Source organism: Deltaproteobacteria bacterium, from assembly GCA_013151235.1.
Lineage (GTDB): Bacteria > CG2-30-53-67 > CG2-30-53-67 > CG2-30-53-67 > CG2-30-53-67 > JAADIO01.
On sequence record JAADIO010000005.1, the window covers coordinates 59,559 to 76,026 of the forward strand.

Below are 16,468 nucleotides of genomic sequence, written 5' to 3' on the forward strand. Positions count from 1 at the left end.
GCCGTTACCGTAGTGCCCAACGAGTATGTCATCCGGAACATTCCGGTCCGCATCAACCCTGTACATTTCGATCGCACCCGGCAACACGGGAACCAAACCTACACCGGGCAGGACGAAGGCCCGGCCATAGCCCCTACTACTTCCAAGTCTCACAGCAGAGAACAGGAACGATCTACCCTTTCCGGGGGCGGGCCAGGTGGGCTTCCAGTTCATCCGGGGTTTCGATCAGGACGTCGTAGTATTCGCCGTAGCGTTCACAGTCGGGGGGCTGGTGGTCCCGGCAGATCTCGGAGCGTTCTTCATAGATCGTGCAGAGATTTTCCGGGGAGAGATAGATACATCTTCCCCTGGTCAGGACATGCCATCGGTGGTTCCGGATGAAGACGCTGACCGTATCAAAATGGAGCTGCCATTTCAGGACATCAATCTCCTCCCGGGTCCTTGGTCTTGTAATCATGACGGCAAGGTCACGGCAGCAGGTCGCCTCACATTCCAGGCAGACGTTTTTTTGTTCCGGATTTTTTTTTCTCCTGCGGGATTTGCTCCGGATATTTTTTGTTTTGCAAGAAGACATCGTTCGTTTTTCTCTGCACAAATGTCTCATGGGTTACTGAAAATATACATACCAGTAGAAATCGGCCACCCGCAGGGGAAGGGGCGGTTCTTTCACTTTCATGAATTGAGATTTCGGTATCTGCTCGATCGCAAGGATTTTTGGCTGGACGGTAACATAGGAAACCGGCAGCCGGCGGAAGAGGCGCCGGGGAATCCCGAATCCGTAATCAACGTGGTTCTCCCCCGCCAGGATAATAAGGATCTTTGATCGGCCTTGCGCACTCTGCAGGTATGCCGCCGCCGTTTCCGCCATCGTCTCCTCCCAAAAGGCCTGGACAAGAAAAAAGCGGTCCAGCATGCCCCGCCCCTGCGGATGTCCCTTGAAAACGGACGCGAGGTAACGTCTCTCATAAGGGTCGGACAAATCTATTTCAGGAAGGGAATCACGAAAAGTCTTCGGAAGATTTTCCAGTCCGTTTCGGGCGATTTTCAGTACCGCCGATTTCGGAGCGTTAAGTCCCAGTATGGGAATTTTTTTCTGCTTCAGCACCTTGAGAACCGGACGGTAATAGTCAATCTTCTCCCCCCAGTAGGCTTTCCAGAGCTTCCGAAACTCCTTGTCCGATCGGTTATTCTCCCGGTACCACCGGTCAAGGGCCTTCTGCGCCGTATAAGGAAACATTTCCATCCCGACGGAGACTCTCCCCGGAAAGCGTTCGGCCAATCCCCGGATGACCTCCGCCTGCATCCGGTGAACCCCCGGACTGTTATGAATTTCAGCAAGGTAGACAACCCGGGTACCACGGAGAAATTCGAAGAACTGCTCCGGATCAAGACGGTAACCGGTACGTACATGAACAATGGTATTCTCGCGGACCCCTCGGGAAGGATAAGGAAGATTTCGGTTTCCCTCCGGGAACCTGTGCAGGGCACACCCCACGAACGACCACAGCAGAATTCCGCAGAGCAAAACCTTTTTCAAAGACAAGGTCAGAGACTCCTTTCCGGGAGACCGTTTGCAGGGAAAGCCGAATTTTACGGAAACGTACCGAAAGGAAGGGCTCTTGTCAAGGTGAATGCATTATGTTACTCTTTTTCTCCGATCGCTCAATCTGATGGAGAGTTCATGTCATCTTTGCACAGGGTCAGCCTCTTCCACGGTATTGGACAGCGGCTGCTGATCTGGTTCAGTCTCTTCTTCCTGATCCCCCTGGTAACGGTCGGTTATACCGGCTACCGGCAGAGTAAGGCCGCCATTCAGCATCAGGTCTTTGAGCACTTTGAATCACTGCTGAATCTGCAACGAGATGCCCTCACGAACTACCTTCGCCAAAAAGAGATCCAGTTAAAAACAACGGTCACGGACAATGAGTTTCTGTTCATCGCCGCCGTGGTACTGCAGTCCACCACATTTTCCGACGAAAGCATACGGAATACCCGGGCCCGGCTGCAAAAGTACCTGAAAGAGAAGAACCACGAATTCGGGTCTAAGCTGCTTTGGATCACCGGCAAGGACGGCAGGGTCCTTGCTTCTTCCGATCCGGCCCTGATGGGGATGGACCGTAGTCAGGCCCCGGAGAGCGTTCAATACAGAAACCATCCCGCACCGGTCTTCAGCACCTACATGGAAGGAAACCACCACCCGGAGATCGTCGTCTCCTCCCCTATCAAGAGTGGCAACGGAGGTTTTCTCGGTCTCTTCAATCTTGTGATTCCCATGGAAGCAATCAATCGTATCCTGAAGAACCGGACCGGTCTTGGCAGAACAGGAGAAACCTTTCTTGTCAACAAAGCAGGATTCATTATTTCAAATTCCCGCTTTCAGAAGGAGGTCATCCTAAAAAAGAAGGTCAACCTGAAGGAGATGTACCAACGGGAAGGGTGGATCCGCTCGCATGCCTATGTCCGCGACTACCGGGGGGCCCAAGTGATTCAGCATTTTCTTCCCTTTCCCCGCTTCGGATGGACCCTGGTGGCGGAGATGGAAACCGCCGAGGCCTTCCGGGAAATTAATGTCCAACTACATCGGACCCTTCTCATCGGCTTGGGCCTTTTTTCCCTTCTGATCTTCGCCGCTTTACTTATTACCCGGAACCTGACCCGCCCGATTCACGCCCTCGTCGATGCGGCGCGGCGTGTGGGGGGAGGGGATCTGAATTTCCAGGTTGCAGACACTTCCGATGACGAGCTGGCCGAGCTGGCCTATGAATTCAATCGGATGACGGATAACCTGAAAGCATCCAAGAAAAAGATGGAAGAATGGAATGCAAGCATCCAGGAGGAAGTTCATCACCGAACGCAGGAACTGATTAAGTCGGAAATGAAGTTTCACAAGCTGATCGAAAAGGCTAACGACGCCATCTTCATCTTTAATGCCGAGACCCGTCTGTGTACTCTGGCCAACCTCAAGGCGGAGACTCTGACGGGGTTCAGCCAGAAGGAACTCCGGGAAACAACCTACACGGACCTTTTTCTGGTCGAAGACCGGGAACGGGTCGAGGACAACTACACGGAAGCGCTGAAAGAGGGGGCATCGAACCTTTACAAAATCCCGTTGCGCAGAAAAGATGAACGATATGTCTTTGTCGACATCAGCAACAGTCTGTTCGATTTTCAGAACCAGAAATTCATCAACGCCATTTTCCATGATGTTACGGAACAGCGCAAGATCGACCGGGAGCGGGAGGTCGTCTTCGAGATCTCCGACACCATCGCCAAGTCTTCCGACCTGTCGCAGATTCTCAGCGGAGCACTGGAAAACATCCTCTACAACCTGGAGTTGGGAATGGCGGCAATATTTCTTTACGAAGCGGAAACGGAAGAGCTTGTCCTTGCCCGTGCGGCAGGTTTTTCGGAAACTTTCCAAAAGGATTTTGCCCGTCTCTCTCTTCAGGCCCCGGACAGTATTGCCACCACGGCAGCCCGTGCCCGTTCAATCCAGATCATCGACCACCCTTACCGCGATGCTATGAGCCGATATGTCGGATCCCGCACCAACCCGGACGATCTGCAATCCGACTTCTGTCTCCCCCTGATCGCAGAGGGAACCTTGACCGGCGTACTGGAGCTGGTAACCAACCGGAAGCGGGGATTTTCCGGTGAAGACCTGATCCTTCTGGAAGCCCTTGCCAATCAACTCGCCGCCGGGATCTTCCGCATCCGGCTCGAGGCAGGAAAACATCAGGATGACCAGTTTCTGGCCGGGATTCTCACCGATTCCGTTGACGGAATCATCAGCATGGACGCCGAAGATCGAATTACCACCTGGAACAGCGGCGCCGAAAAGATCTTCCATTTCAGCAAAGAGGAAGTCCTGGGAACCCCCTTCCCCGCCCTGTTCCGGGAGGCGGGTCAGGTCTATCCGGACCCGGTCCGCCAGGAACTCCGGGAGAAGGGATTTATCCGGGATTACGAGATTAACAATATCACCCGTGAGGGACGGGAGGTTACCCTCCATATTTCCTTGACGGCGATCCGGGATCAGCGCCGGCAGATGATCGGGAGTTCCGCCGTCATTCGGGATATCACCGAACAGAAACAGATCCAGGAACAGATTCAGCGTTCCGAAAAACTGTCCAGCATCGGCCAGCTTGCCGCCGGCATTGCTCATGAGATCGGCACTCCTCTGAACATTATCTCCGGCAATGCAGAATACCTGATGATGGACATGGACCCGGACAATCCCCTCACGGAAGAACTTTCGATCATTCTTCAGCAAACCGACCGGATCACGCAACTGATTCAACAGTTGATGGATTTTGCCCGAGACAATCGGCCCCGTTTCGAACCGACCGATATTAATGCCCTGGTTCTCCAGACCCTGAACCTGACCCGGCATCAGATGGAAAAAAATGCCATCATCCTGCTGGAAGATCTGGACGAAGAAGTTCCGCCGACCGTGGCCGATGCCCATCAGCTTCAGCAGGTCCTTCTGAACATCATCATCAACGCACTGCATGCCATGCCGGAGGGAGGAACGCTGCAAATCCGGACGGCCCGGGATGAGGAACGGCAACAGGTGATCATCCGCATTCGTGATAACGGCTGCGGAATTCATCCCCAGGATTTGAAGAATATTTTTAACCCCTTCTTTACGACAAAAGAGGTCGGCCAGGGGACCGGTCTGGGACTGGCCGTCTGTCACCGAATCATGGAAAACCATCAGGGGCGGATCGAAGTGGAGAGCCGGCTCGGCGAAGGTTCGTGTTTTTCACTGCTCCTGCCTTTTCGGAGGACCGGGGAGGAAAACCCGGCCCGCGATGGAGCAATTGCTTCCCGGAAGAACCAAAAGAAATGGAGTCCGAAATGAATCCGTCGATATCAGTCCTGATTGTCGAAGACGAGGACAGGATGCGTGAACTGCTGCACAAAATCATCGCACGGGAAGGTTACGAGGTTGAAGAGGCGGCGAACGGCAGTACAGCCCTTGCCCGGATCGAGGATCATGTGTATGACATCGTTCTCACAGACATCAAGATGCCCGGCCTCAACGGCATCGAACTACTGAAAGAAATCAAGAAAATCTCTCCCCGGACCTACGTCATCATCATGACGGCTTTCGGAACAATCAATTCCGCCGTGGAGGCCATGAAGCAGGGAGCCTACGATTACATTTCGAAGCCTTTTAAACTGGACGAGATCCAGATCCTGATCCGGAAGATTATCGAAGAAAGGGCCCTGCGCCAGGAGGTGGATCATCTTCGCAAGGAGGTCCGCCGACGTTACCAATTCAACAACATCATCGGAAAGAGCAAAAAGATGCAGGAACTCTTCGACCTGATCGAGAAGATCGCCCGTGGAAAAAGTACCATACTCATCCATGGAAAAAGCGGAACGGGAAAAGAGTTGGTAGCCAAGGCGATTCACTACAACAGCCCCCGGAAGAACAAACCCTTTGTTCCCGTCAACTGCAGTGCCATTCCGGAAACCCTTCTGGAAAGTGAACTCTTCGGCCACATCAAAGGGGCCTTCACGGGCGCCGTGGCCAGTCATGCAGGACTTTTTGAGGAGGCGGACGGGGGAACCCTCTTTTTGGACGAGGTCGGAGAACTCTCCACGGCCATCCAGGTAAAATTGCTGCGGGTACTCCAGGAACGGGAGATCAAACCGGTAGGCGGAACGGAAAATCGGAAGATTGATCTCCGGCTGATCACGGCAACCAACCAGGATCTCCACCGGATGGTGGAGGAAGGGACCTTCCGTGAAGACCTCTATTACCGGCTGAACGTGATCCCGATCTACCTCCCGCCGCTCAAAATCCGGACGGAGGACATTCCCCTGCTGGTCCGCCACTTTCTCGCTCACTTCGGTGAAGAAAATCAGCGGCCGGACATTACAATCTCGCGGGAGGCACTCCAAATCCTGATGAATTACTCCTGGCCGGGCAATGTCCGAGAACTTGAGAACATCCTGGAACGGGCGGTCATCCTCTGTAGGGGCATTGAGATTACCGCCGACGATCTCCCCCCCCATCTCATTAAGGAAAGTACGGAAAAACGCCGGAACACCGACTTGCTTCATCTTCCCCTGCGGGAGGTCGAGATGGCACATATCAAGCGGGTTCTTGAAAGCGTGGGCGGACACAAGTTAAAGGCAGCCGAAATCCTCCAGATCGACCGTCGGACGCTTTACCGAAAATTGCAGAACAGCGACTGAAAAAACATTTACTTTCCGGCAACAATCCGATAAAATATAATTTTCTTCCCAACAGTCAACCCGACAAAGGAGAATCCCTCATGAAAGCCCATAAAATCATGAACCCGGCTCCGATCACGATCCAGGTGGATGCACCGCTTCATGAACTGATCAAGCTTTTCAATGCCCGCAAAATTGATGCTGCCTGCGTAATCGACAGAGAGAAACGGCTTGTCGGCATTGTCACGATCTACGAACTCTTTCAGGCCTACCTCCCGGATTACGTCATGATGAAAGAGGAACTTGCTCATCTGATGCCGGAAGGATACTTTGAAGGGGTCTGCAAAAAGATCAAGGACCACCCGGTCAGTGCAATCATGCGAACGGACTTCATCACCGTTGATGAGGACGACAGCCTCATCAGCGTCCTTGCCGATCTTGTCAAATACCGGTTACAGGTCACCCCGGTCACCCGGAATGGAATCCTGATCGGGACAATTCACAGGAAGGGCCTTCTGAGCTACACGAGCAGAATCTGCCTGGCGGATACTCCCACATCCAACGACTAAACCAACACCGAAGGAGGAACTTGCCATCATGGATCCGTTCTGGACTGGAACTCTGATTTTTATCCTGGCTTATGCCGTGATCGTTTCCGAAAAAATTCACAAGACCAAGGTTGCTCTGATCGGTGCAACCCTCATGCTTGTTCTGAAGATTCTGACACAGAGCGAGGCCTTCCACAGCGAAGAATTCGGAATCGACTACAACGTCATCTTTCTTCTCATCGGGATGATGATTATCATCGGGATCATGAAGAAGACCGGTGCCTTTGAATACGTGGCCATAAAATCGGCCAAGTTAGGCCGCGGGGAACCTTTCCGGATACTGACGATCTTCGCCATCATAACTGCAATCGCATCGGCGCTGCTCGACAACGTTACAACCGTCCTGCTTCTGGCGCCGGTCACCCTGCTGATCGCCGACGAACTGGATATCGATCCGATCCCGTTTCTCATCTCCGAAGCACTGGCCTCCAACATCGGAGGGACCGCCACCCTGATCGGAGACCCTCCCAACATCATGATTGCCAGCAAGGCCCGGCTCACTTTCATGGACTTCATCATTCACCTGACGCCGGTCATCATCATTATTATGATCGTCTTTCTTTTTACGTTGAAACTGATCTTTAAAAAGAAGCTCCGGACCAGTGAGAAGCTGAAAGAGCGGATCATGAACATGAACGAGAGGGAAATGATCAAGGACGCCCCCCTGCTGAAGAAATGTCTGGTCGTCCTTTCCCTGACCGTTCTAGGTTTCGTACTCCACGGGACCCTGCATCTCGAACCGGCCACCATCGCCCTGACCGGTGCTGCCGTCCTCTTCCTGATCTCGGGAGAGGACCCTCACACGGTTTTCATGGAGGTGGAGTGGCCGACGATCTTCTTCTTCATAGGACTTTTCATCATTGTGGGAGGTGTGGTCAAAGTAGGACTCATCGACAAACTAAGTCAGTTTATGATCGAAATCACGCACCCGACCAAGACAAGTATGTTCAACACCTCCATGGTCATGCTCTGGTTCTCGGCCTTTACCTCGGCCATCGTTGACAACATCCCTTTTGTAGCGACCATGAACCCTCTCATCCTCGATATGGCGAACACCATTTACCATGGCGGTAGTGCCGTCGCCCACGCCTTGCCGCCGGAGACAATCCATAATTCCGTACTCATGCCGGTCTGGTGGTCCCTTGCCCTCGGAGCCTGCCTGGGCGGGAACGGCACCGCCATCGGTGCCTCGGCAAACGTGATCATTGTCGGCATGGCGGAAAAATCAAAACGGCCGATCTCTTTCCTGAGATTTATGGCCTACGGATTCCCGATCATGGTGGAAACCCTCATTATCGCCATGATCTATGTTTGGGTACGGTATTACCTGCTGGCTTAGTTATTTATACAGGAGGGGCAGAATTTAAGACAGGGCGCTACAACTCTTCCGGATTGGCAAAGTCGTTTCCCGAGAAGAAAGGAGTCGGAAAGAAGAACTTGCTTATAATGGATAAAAAGGGAGGGGGGGGAATCCGGAACAGAAGGCGAACCATTCCGGGTGAACACTACTTCAATGCCGTATCAAGGATCTTCTCCGCCTGTTGTTCGGAGATCCCCTTGGCCTTTGAAATTTCCGAGCTGATCAGGTGCCGGGTATCACAGAGCATCTTCTTCTCCCCGAAAGAGAGTTCCTTGTTTTTTGAAAGCAGGCTGAGATTTCGAAAAACAATGGCAATCTCATAGATGGAGCCGGTCTTGATCTTTTCCATGCTCTCACGATAGCGCTTGTTCCAGTTCGGAAGAATACTCTTCGGCTTCTCCTTCAGTACCTTGACGACCTCTTTTACTTCGTTCGGCTGAATTACCTCCCGGATTCCGACTTTGTCAACATTCCCACAGGGGATCATGATCCGGGTGCCCTTCTCCATAATCTTGAGGACATAAAACTTCTGTTTGGTCCCCATTACATCTTTTTCTTCGATCGCTTCAATCACACCCAGACCATGCGAAGGATAAACAACGGTTTTTCCAATCTTATACATCAAGATCTCCTTAGGCAGATTCATTCAGTCGACCTGGAAAGGTCTATAAAATACATAAAATTAGAACCAATGTCAATAAAAATCTATCAAAATCGCAAAAGACCTGAATACACTTGACAAAAACAGAATGTTTGATTAGCATCCGGAAAGATTCTTTCCCTGTAACATACTGATAATCCGAACAATTTCACCAGGAAGGAAAGGAGATCCGCATGTCCAGGAGCCTATACGATTTCATCCCCGAAAATGCCCGAAAAAACCTCGGGTCGAACAGTAAGGTCTGTATCCTCAGTTCAAAGGATGTCTTCGATATCCTGAAACCGGAGAAGGTCATCGTCATGGCCTGCAACACCCGGATCCGGCATGTCATCCCGGGAATCATGCGGGCAGCTCAGGAACTGGATGCCGTCGTCGCCTATGAACTGGCCAAATCCGAAGGGAACCTCAAAGGAGGCTACACCGGCATGACACCGGAGACTTTCTTCGAGACAGTCGTCGGTTATGCCGAGGAAATGAACTTCACCACCCCCTTCTTCCTGCATGGCGACCACGTCACCACCAAGAGCCCCGACCCTGAGGTCGTGGGAGATTCCCGGGAGTTGATAGAGGCGGAACTTGCCGCAGGATACACCTCCATCGCCATTGACGCATCTTTCAATGAAAACCCGGACAACGTGAAGATCTCCACGGAACTGGGGAAAATCGTCCGTGAGGCGGGAGCGGGCCTCGAGGCCGAAGTGGGAGAGGTCTTGGGCACCGGTGTGGATGCACGGATCACTTCCGTGGAAGATGCCGTTGAATTCATTGAGGGAATGAATGCAAACGGGATCGTCCCCGATCTGCTGGCCATCAACAACGGTTCCAAACACGGCAACTACAAGCCGGGAGAAGATGTCCATATCGACCTGCAGAGAACCCAGGAGATCTACGACGCCGTCCGGAAATGGAACGTGGCCATTGCCCAGCACGGCATCACCGGAACTCCGGTCCATCTTTTAGGCCGGTTCGCCGATCACGGCATCCGGAAGGGTAACGTCGGGACCTTCTGGCAGAACGTCGCGCACGAAGGATTGCCGCCGGAGTTGATGCAGCAGATGCGGGAGTGGGCGGAGAAAGAAAAAACCGACATCAAAAAAGCCACGGTCGTCTTCAAGAAGGAGATCGACAGTATCCCCGAGGAATACCGTATCAGGATCGCAGACCAAGCTTATGAAAACGCCAAGGAGTTCATCACGAACTTCCGGGCCGAAGGCACGGCATCAAAAGTCATCAACGGGCTTACCGGCTGATCCTCATTTCAACGAACGGCCTGCCGCCCGGCGTCATCGTCTCGATGGACCGGGCGTTTTTTTTCATTCCCCGAAGACGACACCCAAAGGAGTCCGATCCCGCACGCCGCCGAGAGGAGCGACCCGGCAAAGATCCCGAACTTGGCGTAGGCGATCATGGCCGGGGTAAAAAAGGAGAGCATCGCGATGAAAAGGGACATGGTAAAACCGATCCCGCCCAGGAAACCGACCCCGGCCACATGACTCCATCGGACCCGCTCCGGCAACTCCGCCAGCCCTGACTTGACCGCCAGAAAAGAAAAAAGGGTAATCCCCAGGGGCTTTCCAAGAGTCAGCCCCGCTGCAATCCCGAGGGAAAGGGGGGCACGGAAGGCCCCGCCGAGATCGGTCCCGGCGAGGCTCAGGCCGCTGTTGACAAGGGCAAAGAGAGGGACAATGACGAATGCAACCCAGGGGGTCAGCCCATGCTCCATACGCTGCAGGGGACTTTCCACATGGCGGCAGGCCAGTTCGATCGACTGTACCCGGTTCTGGTGCTCCTCGTTTTCAAGAATGGAAAAGCCGCACCTGCCGGAAGGACAGTCGAAACCCTCCATAAGGTAACCGACCTCCCGGACAAATTTGTCGGTACCATACGTCCCCCGGGCGGGGATGGAAAGGGCAATGATGATTCCGGCCAAAGTAGCGTGGATACCGGAACCGAGAAGAGCCAGCCAGAGACAAAACCCCAGGACCCCGTAGGGGAGCAGTCGACGCACCCCTAAACGGTTGAGTGCAACAAGAGCGGCGGTAAAGAGAAACACGAGGAGAAGAGCGGAGAAAACGATCTTTTCCGTATAAAAGAGGGCAATAACAATCACGGCACCGATATCATCGGCAATGGCAAAGGCGGAAAGGAAGATCCTGAGCGTGGAAGGGACCCGTCTCCCCAGGACCGCGATAGCGCCGAGGGCGAAGGCGATGTCCGTGGCCATCGGAATGCCCCACCCCTTGGCCGTGGCTGTTCCATAGTTGAAGGCAAGGAAGGTCAGAGCGGGAACGATCATCCCTCCGGCGGCCGCAGCGACGGGAAGAACCGCCCGGCGGAAGGAGGCAAGCTCTCCCATCAGCATCTCCCGCTTGATCTCAAGCCCCACGATCAGGAAGAAGAGAACCATCAGGCCGTCGTTGATCCAGTGAAGCAGAGAGCGGGAGATCCCGAAGGGCCCCAAGGTGAGGCTCACCTCCGTATGGAGGAGATCCCGGTAGATCGCGGCAAAGGGTGAATTGGACCAGGCAAAAGCGAGCAGCGCCGCGCTGATCAGGAGGATGCTGCCGGCGGCCTCCTTCCGGAAAAATTGCTGGAAGGGCCGGATCAGGGGACCGGCAAAATCCCCCGGCGCAAGTAACACCTCTGCAACCTTCTCAAAACGGCCGGGACGCCCCCCCCTTTTTTGCATATTCAGCCCCCTTCTCTTCCATCTCAAGAACAAGTCTCGGAATTTGTTTCAATATAACGTACAGGGCAAGGTTGCGCAACGGATACTAAAATTCTCGGATGATCCTTCCCCGGAATCGGCCAGATTCCGGGGATCTCACCATAAGACAAACCCATTTCCGAGGCTTACCCGTCCTTTTTCCCAATCCGTAGACAATCTGTAGGCTCACATGGGTTATTTTAAGAGGAATCATGTACGGAACCGGACACCCCCGGGGGGGCAAACGGCATCTTCAATCTGTATATCCGGCGGACCGCCCGGGAATCGTCCTGATGCTCACATTTAACATTATTTAATAGGAGGAAGGTAATGAAAAAAGGCAGGAAAAGGATGGCGGCGGCAGGAATGGCATTGCTGGTGACCTTCATGATCGGAGGCTGCCGAGTATGGGGAAGGAGTCACCATGATCATCACACCTACACCGTGGGCGGTACTGTAACCGGATTGGGTACGCCGGATACGGTGGTGCTCCAAGACAACAGCGGGGACGACCTCAGCGTCACGACGGACGGTACTTTCATCTTTGGTACGTCCATAGCGAATGGCAGCAGGTATGAGGTAACGGTCAAGACCCAGCCGACCGGTCAGACCTGCACGGTTGCGAGCGGAAGCGGCACGGTCTCTGCGAAGAAGGTAACGGACGTGGCGGTAACCTGTGTGAACAATACCTACACTGTAGGCGGAACAGTGAGCGGGCTCTCCGGAACGGTGGTGCTGCAGGACAACGGCGGGGACGATCTCAGCGTCACGGCGAATAGCACCTTCACCTTTACCACCTCCGTCGCGCATGGAAACACTTACGCGGTCACCGTCTCGGCCCAACCGAGCGGTCAGCTCTGCACCGTTGCAAGCGGAAGCGGCACGATGGGATCGGCCAATGTGACGGGCGTGGCCGTCACCTGTTCTTCCACCATTGCCGTCAGTGGAACGGTGGAAGATTCCGACAGCGGCAATCTCATTGCAAACGTCACGATCGCTGCAAGGGATGCTTCAGACAACACCATGGCCACGGCTACCACGGACAGCTCCGGTGCCTTCTCCCTCAGCGTCCCGTCCGGGCAGGACTTCTACCTCCATGCCGACGGTGTATCGATCGGCAATACGACCTATGTCCCCGACAACAAGCAGATCGACAACCGCACATCGGACCTGACAGGGGTCAAGCTCTACCTGACGGACAGCATCATGGTCGCGACCGTCGCCGGATTGATCGGCGCGGACTCAAATGCCGACGCGTTCTTCAACTGGGACGTGGAGGATACAAACGGCGCCATCGACGGCGTCACCGCCACCGCATCCTCGCCGGAGGCTGTGATCCTCTACACGCAGACGGACGGTACCTATACCCAGACCGGACCGACCACGACCGGCGGCGGCGTAATCGGCTATCTCCCCAATCCGGGGGAGAACAGTACCGTTACGTTCACCCAAACCCCGGATAAGGCAACCGCCGGTTACTCGGTCGATACGACCTTCAAACTACGGCTTATTCCGGGAGAGTTCAGTTCTCCTTACGAACCGTAGAAAATGTATCAAACATCAACAGGGAGCCGGACCTTCTTTTTTGCCGGCTCCCTGTTATGACAGCACGCAACCTGCCCATCTCTCACATCCGGCCGATCATGTTGAAGCAACGGGAAATCTTCCGCCGGAACTCATTCTTTTCTCCTCCTGATTCAATCGCCGCGCGGTAAAAGGCGGCGGCTTTTCCCCATTCCTTCATCCGCTCATACTGCAACCCCAGAAAGGCTGCATAATGGGCATATGCCGCCCGGAGCCGGTCACGCCGAGACAACACCCATGCCCCCTGTTCACCCTGCAGGAATGACCCGCGGTAGAGGACCAAGGCCTGATCAATGAACGGACAGGCCGCGGCGGTTTTCCCCGCCCGGATCCGGGCATCCGCCTTCCGGATCAGTTTCATGAATGCCAGTGCATCGACCCGGCAATATCTACCGTCGAGAGTCAGCCTTCCGTCCTGGAATGATACGGTCTCCTTCCCGATCAACCTTCTCAGGCGGATGAGGGTCACCCCGAAAGATTTGTAGGCGGCATCCCCTTCGGCATCCGGCCAGAGGATGTCGCTGATTTCCGTCCAACTTACATTGGCCCCTCCCCGGGCAATACAGACTTTGAGCATCTCTATCGGTTTTTTCGGGACCTTTCCCGTGAAATGAAGAGGCACCCCCTCCAGGACCAGCTCGAACCGGCCCAATGTACGGATCTCAACCGGCCAGGGCCAGGCTGTGCATTCCCCTTCCGACTCATCATAGGACAGGCGCCGCCGCCGGATGAGTCCTCGGACATAGTCCTCCTCGATCCCGGAGTTCAATGCCCGGCCGCAGAGGCGCGCCATCCATCCGGGACGCCACCAGGAGAAGTTCACGTATCCCTCTTCCCTCCCGACCGCCATCGCCCTGCGAAGTTCGGTCAAACCTGATTGATCCTCCCCCCGATCAAAGGAGAAGGCCGAACGGGTCAGAAGGCCGAGGTATTCTACGGACCGGCTCTTCATTCGCCGTCCGATCCTGCAACCCGTGTCGAGATGGACCTTCGCTTCTTGACTCCGGCCCGATTCGTGCAGCAATTGGGACATGGCAATCCGGCTCTGCGCCTGTGCGTAATGAAGACCGGTCGCATCAGCGAATTTCAAAGCCTGTTCCTGCCGAACCAGCGCACGGGGAAGGTCTCCTTCGAGAAGCGCAAGCCAGGAGTTCTCGTAATTGTAATAAAAACGGTCGAGTTCCCGCCCTTTCTCCAGGACACCTGCCATCCGTCCCAGGAGTACACGTGCATTCTCAAGATCCCCGTCGGCGAGAAATGCCGCCACCCCCTGGATCATGAGGAGGAAATCCCAGACACGCACCCCGCTTTCCGATGCGATCCGGAGCCCTTCGTTCATCGCCTCGATGGTTTTATCACACGAACCGGAAAGCCAGGCCCATGCCTCGGCCATGTGGAGAGTAATCCGGGCCAGCGGGGACGCCTTACCCGCAAGGGCAATCTCTCCGAGCCTCTCCAGAAAGTATTCCGACTCCTGATACTCGCCCATCCACACGGCCCCGGTGTAGAGATAGAAACCGGTCAATATACGCAGGGTGGGATCAACATTCGACTCCAGGAGCCTGACGGCCTTCTCTTTCCAGAACTCGAAATATCGGTGTCCCGGTCTGCGGACAAGAAGGGCCGCAAAGATCCGCGGCGTAACCTGCGCGGAAACCTCGGGGGACGGAAAGCCCGGGTGGCGGTTCCAGAGCCGGTTCATGACGGCAATCCAATGGTCGAGGCGCTCCAGAGCGCCCATTCCGTGCAGGTAGGTTTCCACGATGCCGGCCCAGGCGAGCATGGCACCGGTTCGATCCTTGCCGCGTCGGAATCCCGTATAGGACCGCTCTAAGAACGAACGGCTTCCGGCCAGATCAAAGTACATCCGGCATACTCCCTCCCAATAGAGGATCTGCGGTGACGATTCACGCATCTCTTCCGGGAGGGCGGCAAGCCAGCCGAGGAGTGTGCAGCTACGTCCCTGCCCGAGGAGGGAAGGCGCATACCGGGCAATCAATACGGACAGGGAGTCCCACACCCCGTTCTCAAGAAAAAGTTGAGCTGCCTCCTCTATGGCACCTTCCTCTTCAAGACATGCGGCAGCAAGACTCCGGAGCCGGATCAAATCCTTTCTTTCGAACCGGTCATGTGCGGCTTTCACCAGGAAGGAACGGAAAAGCGGATGAAACCGGTATACCACAGGACGTAGCGCATGGCGTTCCGTAAAGCAGTTCTCCCGATACAGCCGGGAAAGGATCTTCCCTGCATCCGTTCGGCCGGAGACCACGGCCGCCGACCGGAGTGAAATTTCCTTCAGCAATGCCGTCCGGCACAAAAAGTCCCGAGTCGGTTCATTCATTCCCCGGAAGATCTCTTCTGCGAAGTAATCAAAGATTTCGTCCTCCGCCTGACTGTCCGGATGTTCCTTCCGGCCCGTCTCCGGTCCGCTCCCTTCCGACAGCAGAACCAGACCGGCGGCCCATCCCTTTGTAATGTGGCAAATCCGGCCGACTTCCTCGTTCCGGATACCGGGACGTCCTCTCAGTTTTATGAACGAGCGGCTCTCCTCCTCCGTGAACCGGAGGTCTTGCCATCCCATCCTTTGCAGTACACGGTTGGCCCTCATGCGGGACAGAAGCGGTGGGGGGGCGTCCCGGCTCACCAGGATGATATGTATATCTGCGGGAAGAACGGAAAGGGCCTCGCGCACCACATCGTAAAAAGGGGAACCGGCAGGAACCTCATGGCAATCGTCAAATACGATGACACACGGGGTTCCAAGGATTCCGTAAAGAGTCTCGAAATAACGGCGGGTGAAGGCCGGGATATCCATCAGGTATTCACTGCCCAGAACCGGGAGGGAAACCTGTCTGCGGGAAGACACTTTTTTTGCCGCCAACCCCATGTAATAAAAGAAGGTCGCAACGTCATGATCTCCTCTGTCCACCCTGTACCAGATCGGGAGCAACCCCCGAACATCGATGTAGTTCGAAACCATTGTGGTCTTGCCGGAGCCGGGAGGGGCGGATATCCATACTGCAGGACCGTGCAGAAGTGAATCCAGACGGTGCAACAGGCGCTCCCGCCGGAAGACATCTCCGTAAGCCGGAAGCGTGATTTTGGTAATTGAGCTCATGTCATCATCGTCCCTGCGAACCACCCAAGGACAGCAGGAAACTGCATATTGCCCGGCTGGTTTACAAGTTGCAGGCACTGTATGTCAGAAACACGAAAAGTCGGAGAACGAATGATCTGAGGAAAACTGTATCCGGCATCATGGTGCCCATTCTTTAGAGTAAAGTTTTGTGATAATATAGGGGAGTCTCTGCCTTGTCAATATTTTCTTCCGCGGCCCCCCCCGCAAAAGAGGTTGTCTT

At 54.7% G+C, this 16,468-nt stretch carries 11 protein-coding genes; 6 read left to right on the forward strand and 5 right to left on the reverse strand.

Going from position 1 to position 16,468, the window contains the following annotated elements:
- Positions 1 to 172 precede the first annotated feature (172 nt).
- Together GXP58_01135 and GXP58_01140 are read right to left on the reverse strand one after the other, a co-directional pair.
- On the reverse strand, positions 173 to 574 hold the full coding sequence (locus GXP58_01135; GenBank protein NOY52207.1) for a YkgJ family cysteine cluster protein: 402 nt from the start codon (positions 572 to 574) through the stop codon (positions 173 to 175).
- Positions 575 to 607: 33 nt separating this feature from the next.
- Positions 608 to 1,543 (reverse strand): ChaN family lipoprotein, encoded by a 936-nt coding sequence (locus tag GXP58_01140; protein NOY52208.1) that lies wholly within the window; start codon positions 1,541 to 1,543, stop codon positions 608 to 610.
- A 138-nt stretch (positions 1,544 to 1,681) separates the two neighbouring features.
- On the opposite strand from GXP58_01140, the gene GXP58_01145 reads away from it, so the two are divergent.
- From GXP58_01145 to GXP58_01160, 4 genes are all read left to right on the forward strand, one after another.
- Positions 1,682 to 4,864, forward strand: coding sequence for a PAS domain S-box protein (locus GXP58_01145; protein ID NOY52209.1), 3,183 nt, complete (start codon positions 1,682 to 1,684; stop codon positions 4,862 to 4,864).
- A complete protein-coding gene (locus tag GXP58_01150; GenBank protein NOY52210.1) occupies positions 4,861 to 6,210 on the forward strand; it encodes a sigma-54-dependent Fis family transcriptional regulator in 1,350 nt (449 codons plus the stop codon). Before GXP58_01145 ends, GXP58_01150 begins: the two co-directional genes overlap by 4 nt.
- A gap of 80 nt (positions 6,211 to 6,290) precedes the next feature.
- The gene (locus tag GXP58_01155; GenBank protein NOY52211.1) at positions 6,291 to 6,758 is read left to right on the forward strand and encodes a CBS domain-containing protein; all 468 of its coding nucleotides are present in this window, start codon (positions 6,291 to 6,293) and stop codon (positions 6,756 to 6,758) included.
- 28 nt (positions 6,759 to 6,786) lie between these two features.
- The gene (locus GXP58_01160; protein NOY52212.1) at positions 6,787 to 8,136 is read left to right on the forward strand and encodes an ArsB/NhaD family transporter; all 1,350 of its coding nucleotides are present in this window, start codon (positions 6,787 to 6,789) and stop codon (positions 8,134 to 8,136) included.
- Positions 8,137 to 8,302: 166 nt separating this feature from the next.
- Here GXP58_01160 and GXP58_01165 read toward each other — a convergent pair whose 3' ends face one another.
- Positions 8,303 to 8,779 (reverse strand): CarD family transcriptional regulator, encoded by a 477-nt coding sequence (locus GXP58_01165; protein NOY52213.1) that lies wholly within the window; start codon positions 8,777 to 8,779, stop codon positions 8,303 to 8,305.
- 212 nt (positions 8,780 to 8,991) lie between these two features.
- Here GXP58_01165 and GXP58_01170 point away from each other — a divergent pair, with 212 nt between their 5' ends.
- Positions 8,992 to 10,068: a class II fructose-bisphosphate aldolase gene (locus tag GXP58_01170; GenBank protein NOY52214.1), complete on the forward strand. Its 1,077-nt coding sequence runs from the start codon at positions 8,992 to 8,994 to the stop codon at positions 10,066 to 10,068.
- Between the two features lie 8 nt (positions 10,069 to 10,076).
- Here GXP58_01170 and nhaA read toward each other — a convergent pair whose 3' ends face one another.
- A complete protein-coding gene (gene nhaA, locus GXP58_01175) occupies positions 10,077 to 11,507 on the reverse strand; it encodes a Na+/H+ antiporter NhaA (GenBank protein NOY52215.1) in 1,431 nt (476 codons plus the stop codon).
- 348 nt (positions 11,508 to 11,855) lie between these two features.
- Between nhaA and GXP58_01180 the strand changes: the two genes are divergently transcribed.
- Positions 11,856 to 13,070: a hypothetical protein gene (locus tag GXP58_01180; protein ID NOY52216.1), complete on the forward strand. Its 1,215-nt coding sequence runs from the start codon at positions 11,856 to 11,858 to the stop codon at positions 13,068 to 13,070.
- An 82-nt stretch (positions 13,071 to 13,152) separates the two neighbouring features.
- Here GXP58_01180 and GXP58_01185 read toward each other — a convergent pair whose 3' ends face one another.
- Positions 13,153 to 16,227, reverse strand: coding sequence for a hypothetical protein (locus tag GXP58_01185; GenBank protein ID NOY52217.1), 3,075 nt, complete (start codon positions 16,225 to 16,227; stop codon positions 13,153 to 13,155).
- Positions 16,228 to 16,468: the final 241 nt, after the last annotated feature.